Source organism: Streptomyces sp. SN-593 (genome assembly GCF_016756395.1).
Lineage (GTDB): Bacteria > Actinomycetota > Actinomycetes > Streptomycetales > Streptomycetaceae > Actinacidiphila > Actinacidiphila reveromycinica.
This window is the reverse complement of record NZ_AP018365.1, coordinates 6,038,089-6,060,658: the sequence shown is the minus strand read 5'-3', so window position 1 is coordinate 6,060,658 and position 22,570 is coordinate 6,038,089. Positions and strand designations below refer to the sequence as shown.

Below are 22,570 nucleotides of genomic sequence, written 5' to 3'. Positions count from 1 at the left end.
TGCTGGGAAGACCCCCGAGCGTGGCGAAGAGTTGTACGGGAGTTGACCCGCGCGCGGGGCGGCGGTCAGAACACCGACTCGGCCTCCTCCATCCGGTCCTCGGGCACGGTCTTGAGGTGGGTGACGGCGTCGGCGAGCGGGACCATCACGACGCGGGTGCCGTGCAGCGCCGTCATGTGCCCGAAGGAGCCGGCGTGCGCGGCCTCGACGGCGTGCCAGCCGAAGCGCGTGGCCAGCACCCTGTCGTACGGCGTGGGGACCCCGCCGCGCTGGACGTGGCCGAGGATGACCGGGCGGGCCTCCTTGCCCAGCCGCTTCTCCAACTCGCGGGCGAGGGTGGTGCCGATGCCGTTGAACCGCTCGTGGCCGTACTTGTCGATGGCGCCGACGCCGTACTCCATGGTGTCCTTCGCCGGGTGCGCGCCCTCCGCGACGCAGACCACCGCGAACTTCTTGCCGCGGGCGAACCGCTTCTCCACCACGTCCACCAGGTCGGCCGGGTCGAAGGGCCGCTCGGGCACGCAGATGCCGTGCGCGCCGCTGGCCATCCCGGCCTCCAGGGCGATCCAGCCGGCGTGCCGGCCCATCACCTCGACCACCATGACCCGCTGGTGGGACTCCGCGGTGGTCTGCAACCGGTCGATCGCCTCGGTGGCGACGGTGACCGCGGTGTCGAAGCCGAAGGTGCGGTCGGTGCCGTTGATGTCGTTGTCGATGGTCTTGGGCACGCCGACCACCGGCATGCCCGCGTCGGAGAGCATCCGGGCGGCGGTCAGGGTGCCCTCGCCGCCGATCGGGATCAGCACGTCGATGCCGTACCGGGCGCACAGTTCGTCGGCGTTGTCGGCGGCCTCGCGCAGCCGGGCCCGCTCCAGCCGGGCCGAGCCGAGGATGGTGCCGCCGCGGGCCAGGATGCCGCTGACGGAGTTGAGGTCGAGCTCGCGGAACCTGCCTTCCAGCAGGCCGACGAAACCGTCCTCGAAGCCGATCACCTCGTCCGTGTGGCCGGTCAGCGCGCGATGCACGACCGAGCGGATGACGGCGTTGAGGCCGGGGCAGTCGCCGCCGGCGGTGAGCACTCCGATACGCATGGGCGTTCTCTCCAGGAGACACGGGTAGCGGTTCGCGGACCGGGCGCGGGTCCGCGCCGCCGTTCGGGCCGGGCGGACCGGGCCCCCGGTGTCACGGGGACTTCGGGATCAGCGTGCACTCGGTGATCCGTCCGGCGAGGTAGTCGTCCACATTGCGGACGGTCGCCGTGACGATCTCCTCCACCGCGTCCACCGTGAAGTACGCCTGGTGCGAGGTGACCAGCACGTTCGTGAAGGTCAGCAGTCGGGCCAGGGTGTCGTCGGTCATCACCTCCAGCGACTTGTCGTAGAAGAAGACGCCGGCCTCCTCCTCGTACACGTCCAGGCCCACCCCGCCGAGCCGGCCCGCGCGCAGCGTGTCCACCAGGGCGTCGGCGTCGATCAGCGCGCCGCGGCCGGTGTTGACCACGATCGCGTCGTCCTTCAGCTCGCCCAACCGCCGTGCGCCCAGCAGGTGGTGGGTGGAGGGCATCAGCGGGACGTGCAGGCTGATCAGGTCGGACTCGCGCAGCAGCCGGTCGAGTTCGACGTACTCCATGCCCATCTCCTGGCACCGCGGGCTGACCGAGATGTCCCAGCCGAGCAGCCGCATGCCGAAGCCGCGGGCGATCGCGGCGAACGCCGAGCCGATCCGCCCGGTGCCGATGACCCCGGCGGTGCGGCCGTGGAAGTCCCGGCCGAGCAGCCCGTCCAGCCGGAAGTCGAAGTCGCGGGTGCGCGAGGCGGCCCGCACGACACGGCGGTTGAGCGCCATGGCCAGCGCCCACGCGAACTCCGCGACCGCGTACGGGGAGTAGCGGGCCACCCGGGCCACGGTCAGCCCCAGCCGCTCGGCGTGCGCGAGGTCGATGTTGTTGTAGCCGGTGGAGCGCTGGGTGATCAGCCGGGTGCCGCCGCGCACCAGCGCCTCCAGCACGGGCGCGTCCAGGACCGCGTTGACGCTGGTCGACACCGCTTCGTACCCCGCGGCGAGCGGGAGGGTGTCGGCGGTCAGCACGGTCTCCAGGCAGCGGACGTCGTGCCGCGGCGCGAAGGCGCGCTCCAGCAGGGGCCGCTCGTCACGCTGCACTCCGGTAGCCAGGACCTCCATGGCGCCGCCCTCCGTCTCCGCTTCCCCTCACTCTACGTGCCCGTCCGGTGCCACCCGCCGGAAGCGCGGGGGGCGCCGCGCCGCGCTCGCACGGCGGTCCCCGAACGGCCCAGTGCCCCGCCCGTCCCCCGACGCGACCCCGACAGGCCCCGCCCTCGTCGGGCATTCGCCCGGTTGGCGCGTTAGCGTCTGCTGTGCGTACGCACGTACGCACCCAGGACACCCCGCGCGGCAGGCACCGCTCCCGCGGCACGGGTTCGGCAGGAACGGAGCACAGGGGTGACGCGCAGCGTCTACGTCACGGGCATCGGCCGTGGCGACGGCCGTCAGGTCGTGGAACTCGGAATGATGGAGCTGCTGACCCGCCAGGTGGACCGGGTCGGCCTCTACCGCCCACTGGTCCACGACACCCCCGACCGGATCTTCGAGCTGCTGCGCGGCCGCTACCGGCTCACCCAGGACCCGGCGACGTACTTCGGCATGGGGTACGAGGAGGCCGCGGCCCTCCAGGCCGAGCAGGGCCAGGACGCGCTGACCGCGCGACTCGTCGAGGGGTACCTGCGGGTCGCGGAGAGCTACGACACGGTGCTCGTCCTCGGCTCGGACTTCGCCGCCACCAACCTGCCCGCCGAACTGGGGGTGAACGCCCGGCTGGCGAACGAGTGCGGCGCGTCGGTGCTGCCGGTGATCGGCGGTCGCGACCAGAACGCCGAGTCGGTGGTCGCGGAGGTCCGCAACGCCCACCACGCCTACACCAACCTCGGCTGCGACGTGATCGCGATGGTCGCCAACCGGGTGGACCCCGACCAGCTCGACTCCGCGGCCGACCAGTTGCGGCGCAGCCTGGACGTGCCGGTCTACGTGCTGCCCGACGAGCCCGCGCTGTCGGCGCCCACGGTCCGGCAGATCGTGCAGACGCTCGGCGCGGAGGTGCTGCTCGGCGACGACGCGGGGCTGGCCCGGGACGCGCTGGACTTCGTCTTCGGCGGGGCGATGCTGCCGACCTTCCTGCCGGCGCTGACGCCCGGCTGCGTGGTGGTCACTCCCGGCGACCGCGCCGACCTGATCATAGGAGCGCTGGCCGCGCACTCCGCCGGCGCGCCGCCGATCGCGGGCGTGCTGCTGACCCTGGGCGAGAAGCCCGGCCAGGACATCCTGCGGCTGGCCGACCGGCTGGCCCCGGGCACCCCCGTGGTGGCGGTGCCGACCGGCTCGTTCCTCACCGCTACCGAGCTGTTCGGGCTGGACGGCAAGCTCGGCGCGGGCACCCCGCGCAAGGCGGAGACCGCGCTCGGCCTGTTCGAGACGGGGGTGGACACCACCGAGCTGACCGAGCGGCTGTCGGTGGCCCGCTCCGCGCGCGTCACCCCGATGATGTTCGAGCACGCGCTGCTGGAGCGGGCCAGGACGAACAAGCGGCGGATCGTGCTGCCCGAGGGCGGCGAGGAGCGCATCCTGCGCGCCGCCGAGGTGCTGCTGCGCCGGGGCGTGTGCGAACTGACCCTGCTCGGCGAGGAGGACGCGGTCCGCAAGAAGGCGGGCGACCTCGGCATCGGCCTGGACGACCCGGCGCTGGACATCGTGGACCCGCACACCTCGCCGCTGCGGGACCGTTTCGCCGCCCTGTACGCCAAGCTCCGCGCGCACAAGGGCGTCAGCTACGAGCTGGCCTACGACGTGGTCGCCGACGTGTCGTACTTCGGCACGCTGATGGTGCAGGAGGGCCTGGCCGACGGCATGGTCTCGGGCGCGGTGCACTCCACGGCCGCCACGATCCGCCCGGCCTTCGAGATCATCAAGACCCGGCCGGGCGCGGCCATCGTCTCCTCGGTGTTCTTCATGTGCCTGGCCGACCGGGTGCTGGTCTACGGCGACTGCGCGGTCAACCCCGACCCGGACGCCGAGCAGCTCGCGGACATCGCGATCCAGGCGGCCGGCACCGCGGCCCGCTTCGACGTGCAGCCGCGGGTGGCGATGCTGTCGTACTCCACCGGCACCTCCGGCTCGGGCGCCGACGTGGACAAGGTGCGGGCGGCCACCGAACTGGTCCGCCAGCGGCGCCCGGACCTGCTGGTCGAGGGCCCGATCCAGTACGACGCGGCGGTCTCGCCGGTGGTCGCGGCGGCGAAGCTGCCGGGCTCCGCGGTGGCCGGCCGGGCCACGGTGCTGGTCTTCCCGGACCTGAACACCGGCAACAACACCTACAAAGCCGTCCAGCGCTCGGCGGGCGCGGTCGCGGTCGGGCCGGTCCTCCAGGGCCTGCGCAAGCCGGTCAACGACCTGTCCCGCGGCGCGCTGGTCCAGGACATCGTCAACACGGTCGCGATCACCGCGATCCAGGCCCAGGGGGACCTCCGGTGACTGCCGCGACCCGCGTACTCGTGCTCAACTCCGGCTCCTCGTCGGTGAAGTACCAGCTTCTCGACATGGCCGACGGCTCCCGGCCCGCCTCCGGCGTGGTGGAGCGGATCGGCGAGGAGGGCGGCGCCGCCGACCACGCCGAGGCGCTGCGGCAGGTCGCGCGGGACCTGGACGGGCAGGGCCTGGGCCTGGACTCGCCCCGGCTGGCGGCGGTCGGGCACCGGGTGGTGCACGGCGGCACCCGCTTCACCGGGCCGACCCTGATCACCGACGAGGTGGTCGAGGAGATCGAGAAGCTGGTGCCACTCGCCCCGCTGCACAACCCGGCGAACATCACCGGCATCAAGGTTGCCCGCCGGTTGCGCCCCGACCTGCCGCAGGTGGCGGTCTTCGACACCGCCTTCCACGCGACCATCCCGGAGGCGGCGGCCCGCTACGCCATCGACGCCGCCACCGCCGACCGTTACGGCATCCGCCGCTACGGCTTCCACGGCACCTCGCACGCCTACGTCTCCCGGGCCACGGCCGCGCTGCTGGGCCGGGAGCCGGCCGACGCCAACGTGATCGTGCTGCACCTGGGCAACGGCGCCTCGGCGTCCGCGGTGCGCGGCGGGGTGTGTGTGGACACCTCGATGGGGCTGACACCGCTGGAGGGGCTGGTGATGGGCACCCGCTCCGGCGACGTCGACCCCGCGGTGGTCTTCCACCTGGAGCGGGTCGCCGGGATGCGCACCGACGAGATCGACGCGCTGCTCAACAAGCGCTCCGGCCTGCTGGGGCTGTGCGGCGCCAACGACATGCGGGAGATCGGCCGCAGGATGGGCGAGGGCGACGCGGCGGCCCGGCTCGCCTTCGACGTCTACGTGCACCGGCTGCGCCGCTACGTCGGGGCGTTCACCGCGGTGCTCGGCCGGGTGGACGCGATCGCCTTCACCGCGGGCGTGGGCGAGAACTCCGCCGCGGTGCGCGCCGCGGCCCTGCGCGACCTGGAGGGCCTGGGCATCGCGCTCGACCCGGTGCACAACGCCGTCCGCGCCTCGGGAGCCCGGCTGGTCTCCACCGCGGCCAGCCGGGTGGCGGTGGCGGTGGTCCCCACCGACGAGGAGTTCGAGATCGCACGGGATACTTATGCCCTGGCGAGCGCTTGAGGACTTCACGTCCGAGGTCCCGCGGGGGACCGACGCCGAAGGCACCAGCTACGCAGCCCCACATTATTCCGGAGCGGAACAAACCGATAGGATAGTGCCCATGCGCCGAGCCAAGATCGTCTGCACCCTGGGTCCCGCCGTCGACTCCTACGACCAGCTCAAGACGCTGGTCGACGCCGGTATGAACGTGGCCCGCCTCAACTTCAGCCACGGCAGCCACGCCGAGCACGAGAGCCGCTACCAGCGCGTGCGCAAGGTCGCCGAGGAGACCGGCCGCGCGGTCGGCGTGCTCGCCGACCTCCAGGGTCCGAAGATCCGGCTGGCCACCTTCGCCGACGGGCCGGTGGAGCTGGTGGCCGGCGACGAGTTCGTCATCACCACCGACGACGTGCCCGGCGACCGCACCATCTGCGGCACCACCTACAAGGGCCTGCCCGGCGACGTCTCGCAGGGCGACCCGATCCTGATCAACGACGGCAACGTCGCCCTGCGGGTCATCGAGGTCGAGGGCAGCAGGGTCCGCTCGCTGGTGGTCGAGGGCGGCGTGATCTCCGACCACAAGGGCATCAACCTGCCCGGCGCGTCGGTGAACGTGCCCGCGCTGTCCGAGAAGGACATCGAGGACCTGCGGTTCGCGCTCCGGATGGGCGTGGACATGGTCGCGCTGTCCTTCGTCCGGGACGCCAAGGACGTGCGCGACGTGCACCGGGTGATGGACGAGGAGGGCCGCCGGGTACCGGTCATCGCCAAGGTGGAGAAGCCGCAGGCGGTGGAGAACATGGAGGACGTCGTCATGGCGTTCGACGCCGTGATGGTCGCCCGCGGCGACCTCGCGGTGGAGTACCCGCTGGAGAAGGTGCCGGTGGTGCAGAAGCGGCTGATCGAGCTGTGCCGCCGCAACGCCAAACCGGTGATCGTGGCGACCCAGATGATGGAGTCGATGATCACCAACTCCCGGCCGACCCGCGCCGAGGCGTCCGACGTGGCCAACGCGATCCTGGACGGCGCGGATGCGGTGATGCTGTCGGCGGAGTCCTCGGTCGGCAAGTACCCCGTGGAAACGGTCAAGACGATGGCGCGGATCGTGGAGGCCGCCGAGGAGGAGCTGCTGTGCCGGGGCCTGCAACCGCTGGCGCCGGGCAAGAAGCCGCGTACCCAGGGCGGCGCGGTGGCCCGCGCGGCCGCCGAGCTGGCCGACTTCCTCGACGCGCGCACCCTGGTGGCCTTCACCAAGTCCGGTGACACCGCGCGCCGGCTGGCCCGCTACCGGGTGCCCGAGCCGGTGGTGGCCTTCACCACCGACCCCTCCACCCGCAACCAGCTCGCGCTGACCTGGGGCGTCGAGACGTTCGTGGTCGAGCACGTCGACAACACCGACGCGATGGTGGAGCTGGTCGACCGGGAGATGCTCAAGCTCTCGGAGTACGCCAAGGGCGACACCGTGATCATCACGGCCGGCTCCCCGCCCGGCGTCCCCGGCACCACCAACCTGGTCCGGGTGCACCACCTGGGGAACTGACCCCTCGCGAGCCGCGGCCACGCACCCCTGTGGGAGGGGGTACGTGGCCGCTTCGCCGTCCGGGGGCCCGGCGCGGGGACGCTTCCCGCCAGGGCGGGGACACCGCCCGCTAGGGCTGGTCGGGCAGCACCTGCATGCCCGGCACGTGCAGGTCGCCGCCGAACTGGCCGGCGTTGACGACCGTCACGTCGGTGAAGAACAGTTCGGGCAGGGTGAGCGGCGGCGGGGCCTTCGGCGTGAAGGTGATCGGGATCAGGCCGAGCAGGTTGCCGCTGAGCGACTCGGTGTAGAGCGTCGTGGTGCCGCCGGTGATCGTGGAGGTCGAGCCCTTGGCGGCCTTGACCTCGGTGTGGCCCTTGCCGTTCGGGCCGACCACGAACTGGTCGAGGTCGCCGATGTCGATGCCGGTGGTGGTGAACTTCAGGACGTCCTTGACCTCACCGCTCGCCGTCTTGACCTGCACGATGCCCTCGTAGTCGAGGCCGTGCAGGGTCAGGATGCTGCTCTTGAGCGTCCACGGCTCGTCCGGCAGCAGCGGTATGCCGCCCTCGGTCTTCGCGTCGTCGAGCGCCTTGGCGTCGTACGTCGGGCAGGGATAGCCCTGCTTGCCGTCCGCGGACGTGCTGGAGGGCGACGGGGTGGCCGACGGGCTGGTGGTCGGCTTGGGGGTCGCGGTGGCGTCCGTGAGGCCCTTGACGGCCTTCCCGGCGGTCTCCGTGGCGCCCTTGGTGGTCTTCTTGACGGTGCCGGCCGCACCGTCCGACCCCGAGCCGCCGGTGGGCGTGGGGTCGAGCGCCGGCGTGGTGGCGCTCGGCGTGGGCGTCGGGCTCGCCGTGGTGGGCGCCGGGGTCGGCGTCGGATCGCTCTTCTTGCCGCCCAGCAGCCCGTTCAGCAGGTCGCCCAGGCCCAGCGGGTCGAGCGGGTTGTAGGAGGAGGTCGGCGTCGGCGTGGGGGCGGTGGTGGCCGCCGGCGTGGACGTCGACGTCCTGGCCGAACCGCCCGCCGAGGGGGACGCGCTCGGGCTCGCGGTCGGGGCCGGCCGGTCGCCCTCCGGGCTGGCCGTGGGCGACGGGGTGCCCGAGCCGGTGTCCCCGGACTTCGCGTCCTTGCCGTCCGCGTCCGCCGTCTTGGTGTCCTTCTTGGCAGCCTTCGTGTCCTGGCCGCTCGCCGTCGGGGACGGCGTCTCGGACTGGGAGACGCAGGCACCGGGCGCGAACGACGGCGTCGAGGGCTCGTCGGCCTGCGCGAGATGCGGGGTCAGGCCCATGCCCATCAGCACCGCCGTGGGCATCGCGGCGAGCGCCACCGCCTTGCCGGCGGGGACATGCAGCTTGGTCAGCAGCGACTTGCGCGGAGCCGCGTGGCGCGGCCCCGAGGTCGCCCTGGCGCGTGGCCCGTCGCTCGTGGCCGGCTGAGCGTCGTCACCCAGCACGGTGCCTCCCGTTCTCCTTGGTGGTCTCTTCGTCGCCGCGGCCGCCGGCCAGCACCGGCTCCTCGGCACGTTGCGGCTCGTCGCCCGTGGCCTGCGCGGGCACGAACGGGTCGTCGGGGCGCGCGGCGCCGGGGGCGCCCTCGTCCTCGCCCGCCGGACCCGGGTCGCCGTCGGGGAGTTCGGCCTTCTCGCCGGGCTCGTCCGTCGCCGGGACGCCGGGCGCCCAGGAGACGGCGAGTGCTCCGCCGAGCAACGCGAGCACGAATCCCATCAGGAAGCCGCCGACGTTGGACACCGGCAGCGACACGAGCGCGAGCAGGATCGAGGCGACACCGGCGAAGATCCGTACCGCGGACTGGAACCACATGGTCAGTCCGAGCACGAACAGCAGCACACCGATGATCAGCGAGGCGGACCCGGTGGTGGTGGACATCCGCACGGTCAACTGGCCGAGCGTGAGGTCCGCGTACGGGAAGTACGCGATGGGCAGGCCCGCCACGAGGGTCAGCAGTCCGGCCCAGAAGGGGCGTTGCCACCTCCAGTGGCGGAACGCCAGACGACCGTAGCGGAACCGGGCACTCAGTCCTGTCGACTCGGCGCTCATCGAAAACAGCTCCCTGGGACTGGCTTGGTGCGGTGGGGATACGTTCGGCGGCCTGGGCGAGTCGCGTCCCGCGCGACTCGCCCGCGGCCACTCGGCGCGGCTTTCGCCTGATCGCCTAGTAGCACTCGACTCCGGAGCCGGAGCCCTTCTTCACGCTCATGCTCAGGCCGGCGAGCTTGAAGGTGCCGGCACTGGTCGCCCACGCGGTCTGGTCCACGTTCGTCAGGACGGCCCGGTCGGCCTCCTGCGCGAACGAACCCGGGTCCGCCTTGTCGCCGGCCGCGACACCGGGACCCTTCTGGCTGTCGCCCGCCGCGACACCGATGTTGATGTCGTAGAAGGTGGCATCCGCGTTGAGCTGGTTCAGGTCGATGTAGAGGTTGGTGGCCTTGACCTTCTTGCCGTTGTTGCCGGCGGTCAGGCGCAGCGTCACATCGCCGACCAGCGGGATCTTCGGCAGGACCACCGACTGGCACAGGCCGGTGATGGTGGCGGACTTGAAGGCCGAGACCGCGACCGGCTGCGCCGTGCCGCCGTGCTGCACGTCGACCGCGCCGTACTGGATGAACCCGGTGCCGTTCAAGGTGTCGGCGTGCACCTTGAACTCCTGGCCCGACACGCTGAAGGACGCGGCAAGCGCCCCCTGGGCCAGCGCCACGCCTATCGCGGCCGTTGCCGCGACGCTCGGCACCATGACGACGGCGAACCGCCGCCATCTGGTACCGCCACGAACGATCGACTCCATTGTTCCTCCTTCTCGGACGTACATCTCCGGCCGGATCGTTCGGGCCCGGCCCGGGATGGGAGAAGTGCTACGTCCTCGGGAAGGAGAGCGCCGGTGGTCGGCGGGCCGTCCCCTCCCGGGGGAGTCACGGACGGCGGTGTCCGAACGTCGGCGATCACCCCCGAGCGACAACCACTGGCCACGCTCTCGCGCAACCTTGCGGGACAGGCTCCATCCGGTTCCATCCGGTTCCATCCGTGGACGGAGACCCCCCTGTCCCGGGGCGACGGCGATCACCGCGCACCCCGCCCGGCGGGGACCCGTCTCCGTCGCACCGGCTGGCGGCCGGACGCACGGCTACGGGACCGAGCTTGGCCGATCGTGGTCCATTCGCGGCCGGTGCACAAGGGGGTTCGTTACCAGCGAGTAACGGCAGAGCGTCACCAACATGATCACCGAAGGCCGATTTCTGACGCTGCGTGACCGAATTCCGCGCGCGCGAATCCGGCATCACCGGACGAAGGCGCGCAAACGGGGAGGGGCTTCCTACCGGAAGTAACAGCGGCCGCCCATTGTCACGGTTTGATAAAGTGCGGCCGCCGTGTCGCTAAAAGGTTGAGTAACCGAAGCCCCCGGCGCCGGTCAGAAGAGCACCCGGGCCAGCGCGGTGCGCGCCGCGGCGACCCGCGGGTCCTCCGGGCCGATCACCTCGAACAGCTCCAACAGCCGCAGCCGCGCCCGGTCCCGGTCCTCGCCGGCGGTACGGCGCACCGTGTCCACCAACCGCCCGAAGGCGTCCTCCACGTGACCGCCGACCAGGTCGAGGTCGGAGGCGGCGAGCTGGGCGTCGATGTCGGCGGGCGCGTCGGCCGCGGCCTTGCGCACCTGCTGCGGGTCGGCGCCCTCCACCCGCTGGAGCAACTCGGCCTGCGCCAGGCCCAGCTTGGCCTCGGTGTTGGCCGGCTCGTCGGACAGCACGTTCCGGTACGCCTGGACCGCGCCGGCCAGGTCGCCCGCGTCCAGCGCCTCGTGGGCCGCGGAGAGCGCGAGCTCCTGCGGGGTGGCGGGGCGCGGCGGCGCCGGCTCGGCGGGCTGCGCGGCGGCCTCGCCCGGGTCCACCTCGGCGCCGACGATGCCGAACCGCTGCTCGGCGACCGCGATCACCTGGTCGAGCACCTCGGTGATCTGCTCCTCGGGTGCGGCGCCCTGGAAGAGCGGCATCGCCTGCCCGGCCAGGACCGCGAAGACCGCCGGCACGCCCTGCACGCCGAACTGCTGGAAGAGCATCTGGTTGGCGTAGACCTCGGCGGTGCCGAGGACGAAGCGCCCCCGGTACTCGCCGGCCAGGCGCTCCAGCACCGCGTTGAGCTGCTTGCTCTGCTCGGCCTGATCGGCCCAGAAGCTGATGACGACCGGGACCTCGGCGGAGCGCTGCAGGACATCGCTCTCGAAGGTCGCCTCGGTCACCTCGATGACGAGCGGGGAGGCGGGTGCGGCGCCCGGGCCGGTCTCCTGACGCTGTGCCCTGGCCTGTTCGGCCTTCGCCTTGGCCTCAGTGGCCGCCTTCACCGCGGCGAGGTCGACCACGCCGCTCATGGACATGTTCCGTGGCTGCATGAGGCAATCCTCCCCCGTCGCGGAGCAAAGCGTGTACAGACCCCGATACCCGCCGGATTGCGGGTGCGGAGCGGTGGCCGTCACGGCGAGGACGTCGCCGCGGCGTGTCGTCGGTACGGAATCCCCGTCCGTACGGTGTGGCCGTCGCGTCGGCGGGCGGGCGGCGCCCACCCTTTCGCTACGACTCGTAGCGTAACTGCCGGACGCGGGCCGCGCAGGGACGCGCGCTGTGACAACGATCACTCGCGCCGCGGAGGCTACCGGCCGGTATGGTCCGGCCTATGCCCCCCACTCCCCCGGCCCACCCGCAGCGACGCACCGGGCGGCCCCGAAGCGCCGAGGCGGACCGCGCCATCCTGGACGCGACCCGCGAGGCCCTGGTGGAGCTGGGCTACGGCGGGTTGACGCTCGGCGACGTGGCGGCCCGGGCGGGCGTGGCCAAGACCACCCTGTACCGGCGGTGGGCGGGCAAGAACGAACTGGTGGTGGACGCGCTCGCGGCGCTCTTCGACGAACACCTCGAACTGCCCGACCGCGGCAGCCTCCGGGCCGACATCGAGGGCGTGGTGCTGCGCTTCGCCGCCGTCCTCGACCGCCCGGAGACCCGCACCTCGCTGATGGCGGTGGTCGCCGAGGCCGGCCACGACGCGGCGCTGCGCGAGCGCATCCGGGCGGCGATCGTCGACCGGCAGAAGCACCTGGTGCTGCTCGGCCGGGCCCGGGCCCAGCGGCGCGGCGAACTGCCCGACGGCGACGGCGCCGCGGACCCGGCCCGCGACGACCTGATCTTCGACGTGGTGGCGGGCGCGGTGGTGCACCGCGTGATGGTCAGCTCCGAGCCGGTCGACCCGGAGTGGGCCGACCGGCTGGCCCGGCTGCTGGTGGGCGGCCTGACCGCGGCGCCGGACTGCTGAGACGCGCGGCGTCAACCGGCCTCCGCCTCCACCTCCTCCGCCGCGAAGTGGTCGAACTCCCCGGCCTTGACGCCCTTGACGAACGCCTCCCACTTCGCGGGCGTGGTCACCGCCACCACGTCGGGCCGCTGCGTCTCACGGATGTAGATCATCCCGTCGTCGCCGACGGTCGCTTCGAGGGCCACACGGTTCCTTCCTGAAGGATGCCGGTTGGGCGTGCGAGAGCACGGGCGTGCCGCCAGTAGCATCCCGTGACCAACTCGACTACAGGAAGGGGGTGTTGGTCCGATCGAGTGACGAAGGATCAGAATCGCGCCGGTTCGGTGTACGAACCCCACTCCTCCCGCAGCACACCGCAGACCTCACCGAGCGTGGCCTCGGCCCGGATCGCGGTGAGCATCGGCTCGATCATGTTGGACCCGTCGCGGGCGGCGGCGAGCATCGCGTCGAGCCCGGCGCGCACCGCGGCGTCGTCGCGGGCGGCCCTGCGGTCGGCCAGCACCCGCACCTGCTCCCGCTCCACCTCGTGGCTGACCCGCAGGATCTCCAGGTCGCCGGTGACCGAGCCGGTGTGGCAGTTGACGCCCACCACCTTCTTCTCGCCCTTCTCCAGCGCCCGCTGGTAGCGGAAGGCGGACTCGGCGATCTCGCCGGTGAAGTAGCCGTCCTCGATGCCGCGCAGGATGCCCGAGGTGATCGGGCCGATCGGGTGCTCCCCGGTCGGCACCGCCCGGGCGCCCAGCTCCCTGATCCGGTCGAAGATCTTCTCCGCGTCCGCCTCGATCCGGTCGGTGAGCGCCTCCACGTACCAGGAGCCGCCGAGCGGGTCGGCCACGCCCGCCACCCCGGTCTCCTCCATCAGCACCTGCTGGGTGCGCAGCGCGATCTCCGCGGCCTGCGCGCTGGGCAGCGCCAGCGTCTCGTCCAGCGCGTTGGTGTGCAGCGAGTTGGTGCCGCCGAGCACCGCCGACAGCGCCTCGACCGCGGTGCGGACCACGTTGTTGTACGGCTGCTGGGCGGTGAGCGAGACGCCGGCGGTCTGGGTGTGGAAGCGCAGCCACTGCGCCTTGTCCGAGGTGGCGCCGTACACCTCGCGCATCCAGCGGGCCCAGATCCGGCGGGCGGCGCGGAACTTGGCGATCTCCTCGAAGAAGTCCAGGTGCGCGTCGAAGAAGAAGGAGAGCCCGGGCGCGAAGGTGTTGACGTCCAGACCGCGGGACAGGCCCAGCTCCACGTACCCGAACCCGTCGGCCAGGGTGTAGGCCAGCTCCTGCGCGGCCGTCGCCCCCGCCTCGCGGATGTGGTAGCCGGAGACCGACAGCGGCTTGTAGGCGGGCACGGACGCGGTGCAGTGCTCCATCAGGTCGCCGATCAGCCGCAGATGCGGGTCGGGCGCGAAGAGCCACTCCTTCTGCGCGATGTACTCCTTGAAGATGTCGGTCTGCAGGGTGCCGTTGAGCACGGCGGGATCGACGCCCTGGCGCTCGGCCGCGACCAGGTACATGCAGAAGACCGGGACGGCCGGGCCGGAGATCGTCATCGAGGTGGTGACGTCGCCGAGCGGGATGCCGCCGAAGAGGACCTCCATGTCGGCCGCGGAGTCTATCGCCACCCCGCAGTGGCCGACCTCGCCGAGCGAGCGCGGGTCGTCGGAGTCGCGGCCCATCAGCGTCGGCATGTCGAACGCGACGGACAGCCCGCCGCCGCCCGCCTCCAGGATCATCTTGTAGCGCTCGTTGGTCTGCTCGGCGTTGCCGAAGCCGGCGAACTGGCGGATGGTCCAGGTCCGGCCGCGGTAGCCGGTGGCGTGCAGGCCGCGGGTGAAGGGGTACTCCCCCGGCCAGCCGATGCGCTCGAAGCCCGGCACGTCGGCGCCGGGCGGTGGTCCGTACACCGGCTGCACGGTGTCACCGGAGAGGGTGGTGAAGTCGGCGTCCCGGGTGCGCGCTGAGTCGTAGCGCGCCTGCCAGCGCCGGCGGCCTGTCTCGATCTCGTGGGCGTCCATGCTCCAAATTTACTTGGACGTCCTAGTACATGTCGACGCGGAGCGGCCCTCCAGCCGGGTGGGACCGGCGAGGAGGGCTGCGACCTGCGGCGGAGCGGCGAATCCGGTGGCGGCGGTGGCGCCCGACCGGGGGTTCCGGCCGGGTTTCCGGCCGGCCGGTCAGACCTCGACCGGTTCGGCGGCCTGCTCGGCGCGGACCACCTGCGGCGCCAGCTCGCGGGTGACCCGGCGCTCGACGAAGAAGGCGGCGGTCGGCACGGTGCCGGCCAGCAGCACCCAGGCCATCCGGCCGAGCGGCCACTTCGCCTTGGCGCACAGGTCGAAGGCGAAGATCAGGTACACGACGTAGAGCCAGCCGTGGGCGAAGCCCACGATGCCGGTCGCGGTGCTCGCGCCGTCGAGGTGGAGCACGTACTCCGCGATCACGCTGAGGGTGAGCACGATCAGCAGCACACCCGTCACGTAGGCCATCACCCGGTAACGGGTCAACACGCTGGGTTTCATGGGTACGAGACTAAACCGCCCCGAACCTCCCACCGCATCCGGGGCCGCGGGCGGGCACCCGCCGCGGCCTCACTCGGCCTGGAAGTCCCCCGCCGCTATCCGCAGCGGCCGCAGCAGGGCGAAGATCTCGCCGCACTCCTCCTTGTCGTACACACCGAGGCCGAAGTCCATCGCCATCAGGTCGCGGGTCGCCGCCTCGACGATCTCGCGGCCCTTGGCGGTGATCGAGGCGAGGGTGCCGCGCCCGTCGTTGGGGTTCGGGCGCTTGTCGACCAGGCCCGCCGAGACCAGCCGGTCGACGGTGTTGGTCACGGAGGTGGGGTGGACCATCAGCCGCTCGCCGATCTTGGACATCGGCAGCTCGCCCTCCTGGGAGAAGGTGAGCAGCACCAGCGCCTCATACCGGGCGAAGGTCAGGCCGTACGGCTTGACCACCGCGTCGACCTGGCCGAGCAGGATCTGCTGGGCGCGCATGATGGAGGTGATGGCGGACATCGACGGCACACCGCCCCAGTGCCTCGTCCACAGCTCGTCGGCGCGGGCGATGGGGTCGAAGGGCAGGCTCAACGGCTTTGGCACGGCTCCGAGCCTACCCGCCGGTCACATACTGGGCACACATGTCCATCGTGTGGGCACCTCCGGCGCCCGGTGCCCGCCGGGCCGACCACCCCGTCCGGCTACCTGACGCGCTCGGCGCGCAGGTGCTCGGCCACCGGCTGGAGCGCCTGACGGTAGGCGGTGAGCGACCCGGGCGCGAGCCGGTCCACGAAGTGCGCGCGGACGGAGGCGACGTGGCGCGGGGCGACCTCGCTCATGGTGGCCCAGCCCTGGTCGGTGAGGACCGCGTACAGCCCGCGGCGGTCGGACTCGCAGTCCTCCCGGCGGACCAGGCCGGAGCTCTCCATCCGGGTGATCTGGTGGGACAGCCGGCTCTTGGACTGGAGCGTGGACTTCGCCAGGTCGCTCATCCGCATCCGGCGCTCGGGGGCCTCGGAGAGGTTGACCAGGATCTCGTAGTCGTTGTTGGTCAGGCCGAACGGCTGGAGGTCGCGCTCGAGTTGGTACATGAGCAGGCGGCTGACGTCCAAGTGAAGCCGCCAGGCGCGCTGTTCTTCCTCGTTGAGCCAGGTGGCGGGGGCGTCCGCGGTCTCGGTCTCCATGCCGCCATGCTACCGGGAGTCGCACCCCCGGACGCTCGCCAGGGTAGCCGGGTGGTCACCCTGCGGAACGACCGGGGGGCCTGCGGGGTTACGTGCCCGGCGCGGGGCCCGCTCCGGTGGGGCGCTCGGCGAGCACCGACTCGGTGGACTGGAGCAGCACCTGTCCGGCACCGACGAACTCGTACTGGTGCTCCTCGCCCGACGCGCCCCCCAGGCCGGTGAGCGCCCTGACGCCGCCGAGCACCCCGCGCAGGTACGCGTGGTCGTAGTGGTGGCAGGGCGAGGGGCAGTCGGCCCAGCCGACGAGCGCCTGCGGGTCCACCCGGACCGGCGGCTCCACGAAGTGCACCGCCCCGTTGGAGGCGGCCACGAAGGTGCCGGTGCCGATCAGGGTGAGGAAGCCCGGGATGATCGACTGCTTCAGCGACAGGCCGGGCTGGAAGGCGAGCAGGTTGCCCGAGCGGATGGTGAGGTTGCCCTCGTCCAGGTCGTAGGAGTTGATGTCGTAGGACCGGTCGGCGAGCAGCATCCTGCCACGGCCCTGGGCGACGACCCAGTCGGCGGCGTGCGTCGGCGAGTGGAAGTTCTCCGCGACGAGGTGGTCGAGCGGGCCGGCGCCGATCGCCTGGAAGTCGATCTGCCCGTAGTAGGCGATCATCTTCCCCTTCTGCAGGAACCACTGGCCGTCGAGGGCCACGCTGAAGGCGTACGGGTTGACGTTGTCGTTCGACGGCAGCGTCCACGCGTCGTGCACCACCGGCCCGGTCGGCGGTGTCGGCGGCACGGAGGGCGGCGGGGGCGGGTGGCTCACAGTTTCTCCTCGGACGCCTGCACGTAGACCGTCCCGTTGCCGGACAGCTCCAGTTGGAACGCCTCGCCCGAGCCGCGGCCGACCATCTCGCGCCAACCGAGCGCGGCGGTCAGCCGGTTGCGCACGTCCCCGCGGTGGGCGACGTACGCCTGGGGGTCGACGTGGACCGGGCCGCTCGCGGTGATCGGCAGTTCGACGACGCCGCCGTGCGCCATGAACGCGACCGAGCCCTTGCCCGCCAGGGTGGTGGTGAACAGGCCCTGCCCGGTGACCTGGCCGCGGATCACGCCCATCACGCCGCCCTGCGAGCCCATGAACATCGTGCCCTGCCGGAGCGAGCCGTCGAAGGCGAGCAGCCGGTCGGCCTCGACGTAGAGCGTCTCGCCGGTGAGGTCCACGGTGTGGATGTGGTGGCCGCCGTGGCCGAACATCGCCGACCCGGACCCCTCCACGGTCATCAGCGGGGTCGCCTCGTTCGCGACGCGGCGGCCGATCATGGACATCACGCCGCCCTGCCCGCCGGTGATGCTGGGCGTGAAGGCGACCCGGCCGCGGTAGGCGAGCATGGCGCCGCGCTGGCTGAACACCCGCTGCCCGGGCACGACGGCCGCCTCGACCATCTTCGAGTTGATCCGGGTGAACGGCACTAGAGCTGCCCTCCGACGGTGACACGCTCGCTGGGCTGTACGTAGACCAGGCCCTCGCCCTCGAAGCGGAGCTGGAAGCTCTCCCCGGAGCCCTCCCCCACCAGGGTGCGCCAGCCGACCGCCGTCTGGAGCTGCTGGCGCAGGCCGCCGGTGTGCGCGACATAGGCGCCCGGGTCCACCACGAGCGGGGTCTGCGCGCTGACCCGCAGCACGATCGCGGGGCCGTCGGACATGATGGCGGCCTGCCCGGTGCCCTCCACGGTGGTGGTGAACAGGCCGTTGCCCTGGGAGGCGCCGCGCAGCCCGGTGAAGGTGGTGCCGGTGCGCAGCGACGGCTCGGTGACCAGCAGGTTGGACGCCTCGACGAAGAGCTTCCCGCCGTCCAGCCGCACCAGGTTGATCTCGGTGGCGCGGTCGGCGAAGTAGCAGGTGCCGTGGCCCCTGACCTCCATCACGGCCATCGACTCACCGGTGATCCTGCGGGTCACCAGCCCGCGCAGGCCCTCGCCGCCGCCGGTCATCTTCTTGAACGTCATCTCGCCGTCGTAGGCGACCATGGCGCCGTTCTTCGCCTTGACCGCGTCGCCCGCCAGGTCGACGGCCAGGACGCGGGTGCCCTGCAACCGGAAGTTCGCCATGGCTCACACGGTATCGGCGGAGGAGGACGAGGAGGGGGCGGACGGCGAGGAGCGTCGGCGGACCGGCAGCGGCGGCCTGGCACCGCCGCCCGGCGCTCCCCCCGCGGGGGCGGGGGTGCCCGCGGTGTCCACCGCGCCGGCCGCCGCCTCGACCTCGATGAGCGACGCCCCGCGCCGGGCCGCCTCGAAGGCCGCGTGGCCGCCGCGCAGCCCGAACAGCCGCTTGCCGATGAGGATGTAGAGGACGGCGACGACGTTGAGCGCCAGCGTGCCGATCTTGAACCCGCTCGTCTTCTCGGTGAGTTCGTAGACCTCGATCGGCAGGAACGCGGCGGTGGCGATCACCGCCAGGTACTCCGCCCAGCGCTTGCCGAACCAGAGCCCGACGCCCTCGACCGTCTCGATCAGGGCGTAGCCGAGCAGGCCGCCGGCCACCACGTGCAGCGTCGACTTCTTGTAGTCGAAGGTCTTCTGGATGGTGTCGACGACCGGCGAGTGGTCCAGGTCGTAGCCGAAGTGGTCCGCGACCGGGCGGAAGACGGTGAGGTCGTCCTCGAAGAGGCGGCGCACCGCGTCCTGGGAGTTGGAGAACTTCCACACCGCCCAGGCGGCCAGGATCACCAGCAGTCCGCGCAGCACCCGCTCCACGGCGAGGAAGCGCAGGATGAACAGGTCGCGCAGCGCCCGGCCCCGCGGCACCAGGGGCGCCTGCGCGGCCGGCCCGGAACCGTGCGGCTCGCCGAGCACGAAGTCCCCGCAGCGCAGGCAGCGCCACACGGTGCCCACGGCGGTCTCCGCGTGCAGCCGCTCGCGCAGGCCCGGCTCGTCGGGCGCGTAGGTGATGTGGCCCTTGCTGGCGCAGTGCCTGCGGTCCCAGTCTCTGCTCATCGGTGTCGGTCCCCGTGGGTGGTCGCTCGGAAACGGAAGGTGGAGGGGTGGGGCGGGGTGCCGGCGCCGGACTCCGTCCCGTGGACAGGGACGTTATCGCCCGGCGTGCGGTTGCCCACCCCGGCCACGGGAGGCGGGCGGGGCCCGGTGATAATGGGTGGGAGCTTGTGATCGTCTTCACAAGAACGCGGCGTCCGCCCGCCCGCCACCGGTCCGCGACCGCACGACCGTTCCCGACCGTTCCCGACAGCTCCCGACAGCTCCCGACAGCGAGGTTCCCGTGGAACTCAAGACCGCCGCCGCCCTGCGCCGGCTGCGCCTGATCTCCGCCCCGGAGGCGGCGTCCTTCGTGATCCTGCTGGTGTGCGTGGTGCTCAAGAGCACCACGGACTTCAACGCCGTGCCGGTGATGGGCATGGTGCACGGCATCCTGTTCATCATCTACGTGCTCTTCTGGGCCGACGCCTGGAACCGCGCGCGCTGGCCGCTCGGCCGCTCGGCGCTCTACCTGGTGCTCTCGGTGCTGCCGACCGGCGGCTTCTTCGCGGAGCGGATGCTCGCGCGGGAGTGCGAGCGGGCGGTGGCGACGGCCCGGGCCGCCCAGGAGCGGGCCGCGGCCGGTGCGGATGCCGAGACCGGCTCGGGCGCCGAGGCGGTGACCTCGGCGTGATCGTGGCCTTCTCCGTGACGCCGCTGGGCGTCGGCGAGGACGTCGGGGAGTACGTCGCGGACGCGGTGCGGGTGGTCCGCGCGTCCGGGCTGCCCCACCGCACCGACGCGATGTTCACCTCGATCGAGGGCGAGTGGGACGAGGTGATGGACGTCGTCCGGCGCGCGGTGGCCGCGGTCGAGGCACGCGCGCCCCGGGTGTCCCTGGTGCTCAAGGCCGACATCCGCCCGTCGGTGACGGACGGGCTCACCTCGAAGGTCGAGACGGTGGAGCGGCTGCTCGCGCGGTGACGACGGCGCGGGCGGGCGCCGCGCGGCGGCCGCCGCGGAGCAGGCTTTGTGCGAAGGCCGCTGCGGGGCGGTCAGATCAGGCCGCCGGTCGCCATCGCGATGCCCAACGGGGTGCGCTCGTAGAGCACCTGGTGGCCGTAGCGGCGGGATCTGAGCAGCCCGGCGTCACGCAGGACCGCCAGGTGCGCGGAGACGGAGGACATCGCCAGTTCGTGCCGGTGGGCGAGGGCGGTGGTGGTCGTGGGGGCGTCCAGCCCGGTGAGGATCGCCGCCCGGTTCGCGCCCAGCAGCCGGACCAGCGCGGCGGACGCGCTGGGTCCGCTCCGCGCCCACAGCCCGCCCACCCCGCGCGCGGGGTAGACCACGGTCGGCTGCCACGGCGGGTCGAACGCGCTGCCCGCCTCGGGCCAGAAGAAGACGCTCGGCACCAGCACCAGCCCGCCGCGGGCCGACGGCAGCCGCGCGTCCGGCAGGGACCCGCCGACGGTCAGCGCCCCGTCCGACCAACTGAGCAGCGGATGCAGCCCGGTGAACAGCCGCTGCATGCCGCCGTCGGCCAACCGCCGCGCGTGGTAGGCGACATCGGCCTCCAGGACCGCCCGCAGCCGCGGCCAGTGCGGCGCGAGCAGCGCGGACCACACGTGTTCGTACTGCCCGGCGAGCTGGCGCACGGTGCCGGCCGGATCGGCGAGCATCGCGCGGCCGCGGCGGGTGTCCGTCGCGCCCGGGGTCTGGGCCAGCGCCTGGGCGATCTGCCGCCGGGCGAGGTCCGGGTCGGTGGCCCTGATCGCGGCGATCTCGTCCTCCAGCGCGGCCAACGGCAGCGCGGGGACCGGGTGGAGGAAGTCCGGGCCGTGCCCGTTCTCCGGGGTGAGCAGCCAGAACGCGGTCAGGTCCAGGCCGGCGGCGATCGTGCGAACCTGGCGCAGCCACGGCAGGTGGTAGCCGTGGCGGTCGGGGTGGGAGAGGGTCCGGATCGCCCCCTGGGCCTCGCGCAGCGGCGATATCGCGAAGCGGCAGCGCAGCAGTTCCTCGGCGGCGAAACGCATGCGCGACGGCATCACACCCCCCAAGATTCGGCAGTGGCCGAAAGACTACGACGGGTGGGGCCACTGCCACCAGTGTGATGTCATGACAACGGACAGCGAGCACCCGTCCCGTGGGGGCAACCACCCCCCGCGGACGGGCTCGGACCACTCCTCCGACACCACGGAGAAGGAGGACACCGGCGCCGGGTACGGCGCGGTGTTCGCGGTCCGGGAGTTCCGGGCGATGTTCGCCGCCCACGTGCTCTCCATGCTCGGCACCGTCTTCTGCGAAGTCGCCCTGGCGGTCCTGGTGTTCCGGCAGACCGGCTCGGCGCTGCTGACCGCGCTGGTCTTCGCGCTGACCACACTGCCGTACGCGTTGAGCGGGCTGCTGCTGTCCGGCATCACCGACCGGGCCCCGGCCCGTCGGATCCTGGTCACCTGCGACCTGCTGTCGGCCTCCTGCGTCGCGCTGATGGTGATCCCGGGCATGCCGATCGCCGCGCTGCTGGTGCTGCGGATGGGCGTCTCGATCATCTCGCCGCTGTTCACCGGCACCCGCGGGGCGAGCCTGTCCGAGATCCTGACCGGCGACCTGTTCGTGCTCGGCCGGTCACTGATCTCGATGGTGTCCCAGTCCTCGCAGATCGTGGGGTTCGGGGTGGCCGGCGCGGTGGTCGCCTGGCTCACCCCGCGCCAGACGCTCTACGTGACCGTGTGCACGTTCCTGTGCTCGGCGCTGCTGCTGCGGTTCGGCACGCTCCCCAGGCCCGCCCGCGGCGGGCGGGGCAGCGCGCTGATGCGCGAGTCGCTCGCGGCCAGCGGCCGCCTGCTGTCCCACCCGCGGATCAGGGCACTGCTGCTGATGTGGTGGGTGCCGCCGATGTTCTTCGGCGTCGCCGAGGGTGTGGCGGTGCCGTTCGCGGCCGACGCCGGGGCCGGATCGGTCGGCTACGGCGTCTTCCTCGCCGCGATGCCGGCCGGCACCGTCATCGGGCAGACGATGGCCGGTTCGCTGCTCGGTCCCGACGCGCGGGACCGGATCACCCTGCCGCTGGCGGCCGCCTCGCTGCTGCCGCTGGCCGCGTTCGCCGTCCACCCGCCGCTGCCGGTGGCGGTCGGGCTGCTGTCGGTCACCGGGCTGTGCGGCGCCTACGCGCTGGGGATGGACCGCTGGTTCGTGCAGGCGGTGCCGATGGAGATGCGCGGCCGCGCGATGACGCTGCTGGGCACCGGTCTGATGACCCTGCAGGGCGTCGGCATGACGGCCGCCGGCGCGGTCGCGGAGGCGGTGCCGCCGTACGCGGTGGTGTGCGGCGGCGGGCTGCTGGGCACGGCCGCGGTGTTCCTGGTGGTCAAATCGGTGCGCCGGACCGACCCGGCCGCGGAGGCCGCCACACCGGCGGGCGAGCCCGCCTGAGGGCCCGTC

23 protein-coding genes are annotated in these 22,570 nt (G+C 72.5%); 7 read left to right on the top strand and 16 right to left on the bottom strand.

What is annotated here, in order from left to right:
- Positions 1–65 precede the first annotated feature (65 nt).
- The gene (locus RVR_RS25805; RefSeq protein ID WP_202236306.1) at positions 66–1,091 is read right to left on the bottom strand and encodes an ATP-dependent 6-phosphofructokinase; all 1,026 of its coding nucleotides are present in this window, start codon (positions 1,089–1,091) and stop codon (positions 66–68) included.
- A gap of 91 nt (positions 1,092–1,182) precedes the next feature.
- Positions 1,183–2,181 (bottom strand): 2-hydroxyacid dehydrogenase, encoded by a 999-nt coding sequence (locus tag RVR_RS25800; protein ID WP_202236305.1) that lies wholly within the window; start codon positions 2,179–2,181, stop codon positions 1,183–1,185.
- A 279-nt stretch (positions 2,182–2,460) separates the two neighbouring features.
- On the opposite strand from RVR_RS25800, the gene pta reads away from it, so the two are divergent.
- The 3 genes from pta (at position 2,461) to pyk (ending at position 7,209) form a co-directional block, all read left to right on the top strand.
- Positions 2,461–4,542 (top strand): phosphate acetyltransferase, encoded by a 2,082-nt coding sequence (gene pta / locus RVR_RS25795; protein ID WP_202236304.1) that lies wholly within the window; start codon positions 2,461–2,463, stop codon positions 4,540–4,542.
- On the top strand, positions 4,539–5,690 hold the full coding sequence (locus tag RVR_RS25790) for an acetate kinase (RefSeq protein WP_202236303.1): 1,152 nt from the start codon (positions 4,539–4,541) through the stop codon (positions 5,688–5,690). The genes pta and RVR_RS25790 overlap by 4 nt, the downstream gene beginning before the upstream one ends.
- A 100-nt stretch (positions 5,691–5,790) precedes the next feature.
- Positions 5,791–7,209 (top strand): pyruvate kinase, encoded by a 1,419-nt coding sequence (gene pyk / locus RVR_RS25785; protein ID WP_202236302.1) that lies wholly within the window; start codon positions 5,791–5,793, stop codon positions 7,207–7,209.
- Positions 7,210–7,318: 109 nt separating this feature from the next.
- Here the strand turns inward: pyk and RVR_RS25780 are convergent, their stop codons facing one another.
- The 4 genes from RVR_RS25780 to RVR_RS25765 form a co-directional block, all read right to left on the bottom strand.
- Positions 7,319–8,641, bottom strand: coding sequence for a hypothetical protein (locus RVR_RS25780; protein WP_202236301.1), 1,323 nt, complete (start codon positions 8,639–8,641; stop codon positions 7,319–7,321).
- Positions 8,631–9,245, bottom strand: a complete 615-nt coding sequence (locus RVR_RS25775) for a DUF6114 domain-containing protein (RefSeq protein WP_202236300.1) — start codon at positions 9,243–9,245, stop codon at positions 8,631–8,633. Before RVR_RS25775 ends, RVR_RS25780 begins: the two co-directional genes overlap by 11 nt.
- A 115-nt stretch (positions 9,246–9,360) precedes the next feature.
- Positions 9,361–9,990, bottom strand: coding sequence for a DUF6230 family protein (locus RVR_RS25770; RefSeq protein WP_202236299.1), 630 nt, complete (start codon positions 9,988–9,990; stop codon positions 9,361–9,363).
- A gap of 621 nt (positions 9,991–10,611) precedes the next feature.
- Positions 10,612–11,586, bottom strand: coding sequence for a tetratricopeptide repeat protein (locus RVR_RS25765; protein ID WP_202236298.1), 975 nt, complete (start codon positions 11,584–11,586; stop codon positions 10,612–10,614).
- 281 nt (positions 11,587–11,867) lie between these two features.
- On the opposite strand from RVR_RS25765, the gene RVR_RS25760 reads away from it, so the two are divergent.
- Positions 11,868–12,500: a TetR/AcrR family transcriptional regulator gene (locus RVR_RS25760; protein ID WP_202236297.1), complete on the top strand. Its 633-nt coding sequence runs from the start codon at positions 11,868–11,870 to the stop codon at positions 12,498–12,500.
- Positions 12,501–12,511: 11 nt separating this feature from the next.
- Here RVR_RS25760 and RVR_RS25755 read toward each other — a convergent pair whose 3' ends face one another.
- The 9 genes from RVR_RS25755 to RVR_RS25715 all read right to left on the bottom strand — a co-directional run bounded on the left by RVR_RS25755 (position 12,512) and on the right by RVR_RS25715 (position 19,153).
- The gene (locus RVR_RS25755; protein WP_237404956.1) at positions 12,512–12,685 is read right to left on the bottom strand and encodes a DUF397 domain-containing protein; all 174 of its coding nucleotides are present in this window, start codon (positions 12,683–12,685) and stop codon (positions 12,512–12,514) included.
- 119 nt (positions 12,686–12,804) lie between these two features.
- Positions 12,805–14,505: a coenzyme B12-dependent isobutyryl-CoA mutase large subunit gene (gene icmA, locus RVR_RS25750; RefSeq protein WP_202236295.1), complete on the bottom strand. Its 1,701-nt coding sequence runs from the start codon at positions 14,503–14,505 to the stop codon at positions 12,805–12,807.
- Positions 14,506–14,664: 159 nt separating this feature from the next.
- Entirely contained in the window at positions 14,665–15,009 is a 345-nt protein-coding gene (locus RVR_RS25745) for a DUF3817 domain-containing protein (RefSeq protein ID WP_202236294.1), read from the bottom strand.
- A gap of 69 nt (positions 15,010–15,078) precedes the next feature.
- Positions 15,079–15,588 carry a MarR family winged helix-turn-helix transcriptional regulator gene (locus tag RVR_RS25740; RefSeq protein ID WP_202236293.1) on the bottom strand — a complete coding sequence of 170 codons (510 nt, stop codon included), beginning with the start codon at positions 15,586–15,588 and terminating at the stop codon, positions 15,079–15,081.
- A 98-nt stretch (positions 15,589–15,686) separates the two neighbouring features.
- On the bottom strand, positions 15,687–16,169 hold the full coding sequence (locus RVR_RS25735) for a MarR family winged helix-turn-helix transcriptional regulator (RefSeq protein ID WP_202236292.1): 483 nt from the start codon (positions 16,167–16,169) through the stop codon (positions 15,687–15,689).
- Between the two features lie 88 nt (positions 16,170–16,257).
- Positions 16,258–16,980, bottom strand: coding sequence for an AIM24 family protein (locus RVR_RS25730; RefSeq protein ID WP_237404955.1), 723 nt, complete (start codon positions 16,978–16,980; stop codon positions 16,258–16,260).
- Positions 16,977–17,627 (bottom strand): AIM24 family protein, encoded by a 651-nt coding sequence (locus tag RVR_RS25725; protein WP_202236290.1) that lies wholly within the window; start codon positions 17,625–17,627, stop codon positions 16,977–16,979. Before RVR_RS25725 ends, RVR_RS25730 begins: the two co-directional genes overlap by 4 nt.
- Positions 17,627–18,265: an AIM24 family protein gene (locus RVR_RS25720; protein ID WP_202236289.1), complete on the bottom strand. Its 639-nt coding sequence runs from the start codon at positions 18,263–18,265 to the stop codon at positions 17,627–17,629. The genes RVR_RS25725 and RVR_RS25720 overlap by 1 nt, the downstream gene beginning before the upstream one ends.
- A 3-nt stretch (positions 18,266–18,268) precedes the next feature.
- Positions 18,269–19,153 (bottom strand): DUF2127 domain-containing protein, encoded by an 885-nt coding sequence (locus RVR_RS25715; protein ID WP_202236288.1) that lies wholly within the window; start codon positions 19,151–19,153, stop codon positions 18,269–18,271.
- A gap of 280 nt (positions 19,154–19,433) precedes the next feature.
- Here RVR_RS25715 and RVR_RS25710 point away from each other — a divergent pair, with 280 nt between their 5' ends.
- Together RVR_RS25710 and RVR_RS25705 are read left to right on the top strand one after the other, a co-directional pair.
- The gene (locus RVR_RS25710) at positions 19,434–19,823 is read left to right on the top strand and encodes a DUF3817 domain-containing protein (protein ID WP_202236287.1); all 390 of its coding nucleotides are present in this window, start codon (positions 19,434–19,436) and stop codon (positions 19,821–19,823) included.
- Complete coding sequence (locus RVR_RS25705) at positions 19,820–20,113, top strand: MTH1187 family thiamine-binding protein (protein WP_202236286.1); 294 nt, start codon at positions 19,820–19,822, stop codon at positions 20,111–20,113. Before RVR_RS25710 ends, RVR_RS25705 begins: the two co-directional genes overlap by 4 nt.
- A 71-nt stretch (positions 20,114–20,184) precedes the next feature.
- Here RVR_RS25705 and RVR_RS25700 read toward each other — a convergent pair whose 3' ends face one another.
- A complete protein-coding gene (locus tag RVR_RS25700) occupies positions 20,185–21,174 on the bottom strand; it encodes an ArsR/SmtB family transcription factor (protein ID WP_202236285.1) in 990 nt (329 codons plus the stop codon).
- A 70-nt stretch (positions 21,175–21,244) separates the two neighbouring features.
- Between RVR_RS25700 and RVR_RS25695 the strand changes: the two genes are divergently transcribed.
- Positions 21,245–22,561 carry an MFS transporter gene (locus RVR_RS25695; protein WP_202236284.1) on the top strand — a complete coding sequence of 439 codons (1,317 nt, stop codon included), beginning with the start codon at positions 21,245–21,247 and terminating at the stop codon, positions 22,559–22,561.
- Positions 22,562–22,570 lie beyond the last annotated feature (9 nt).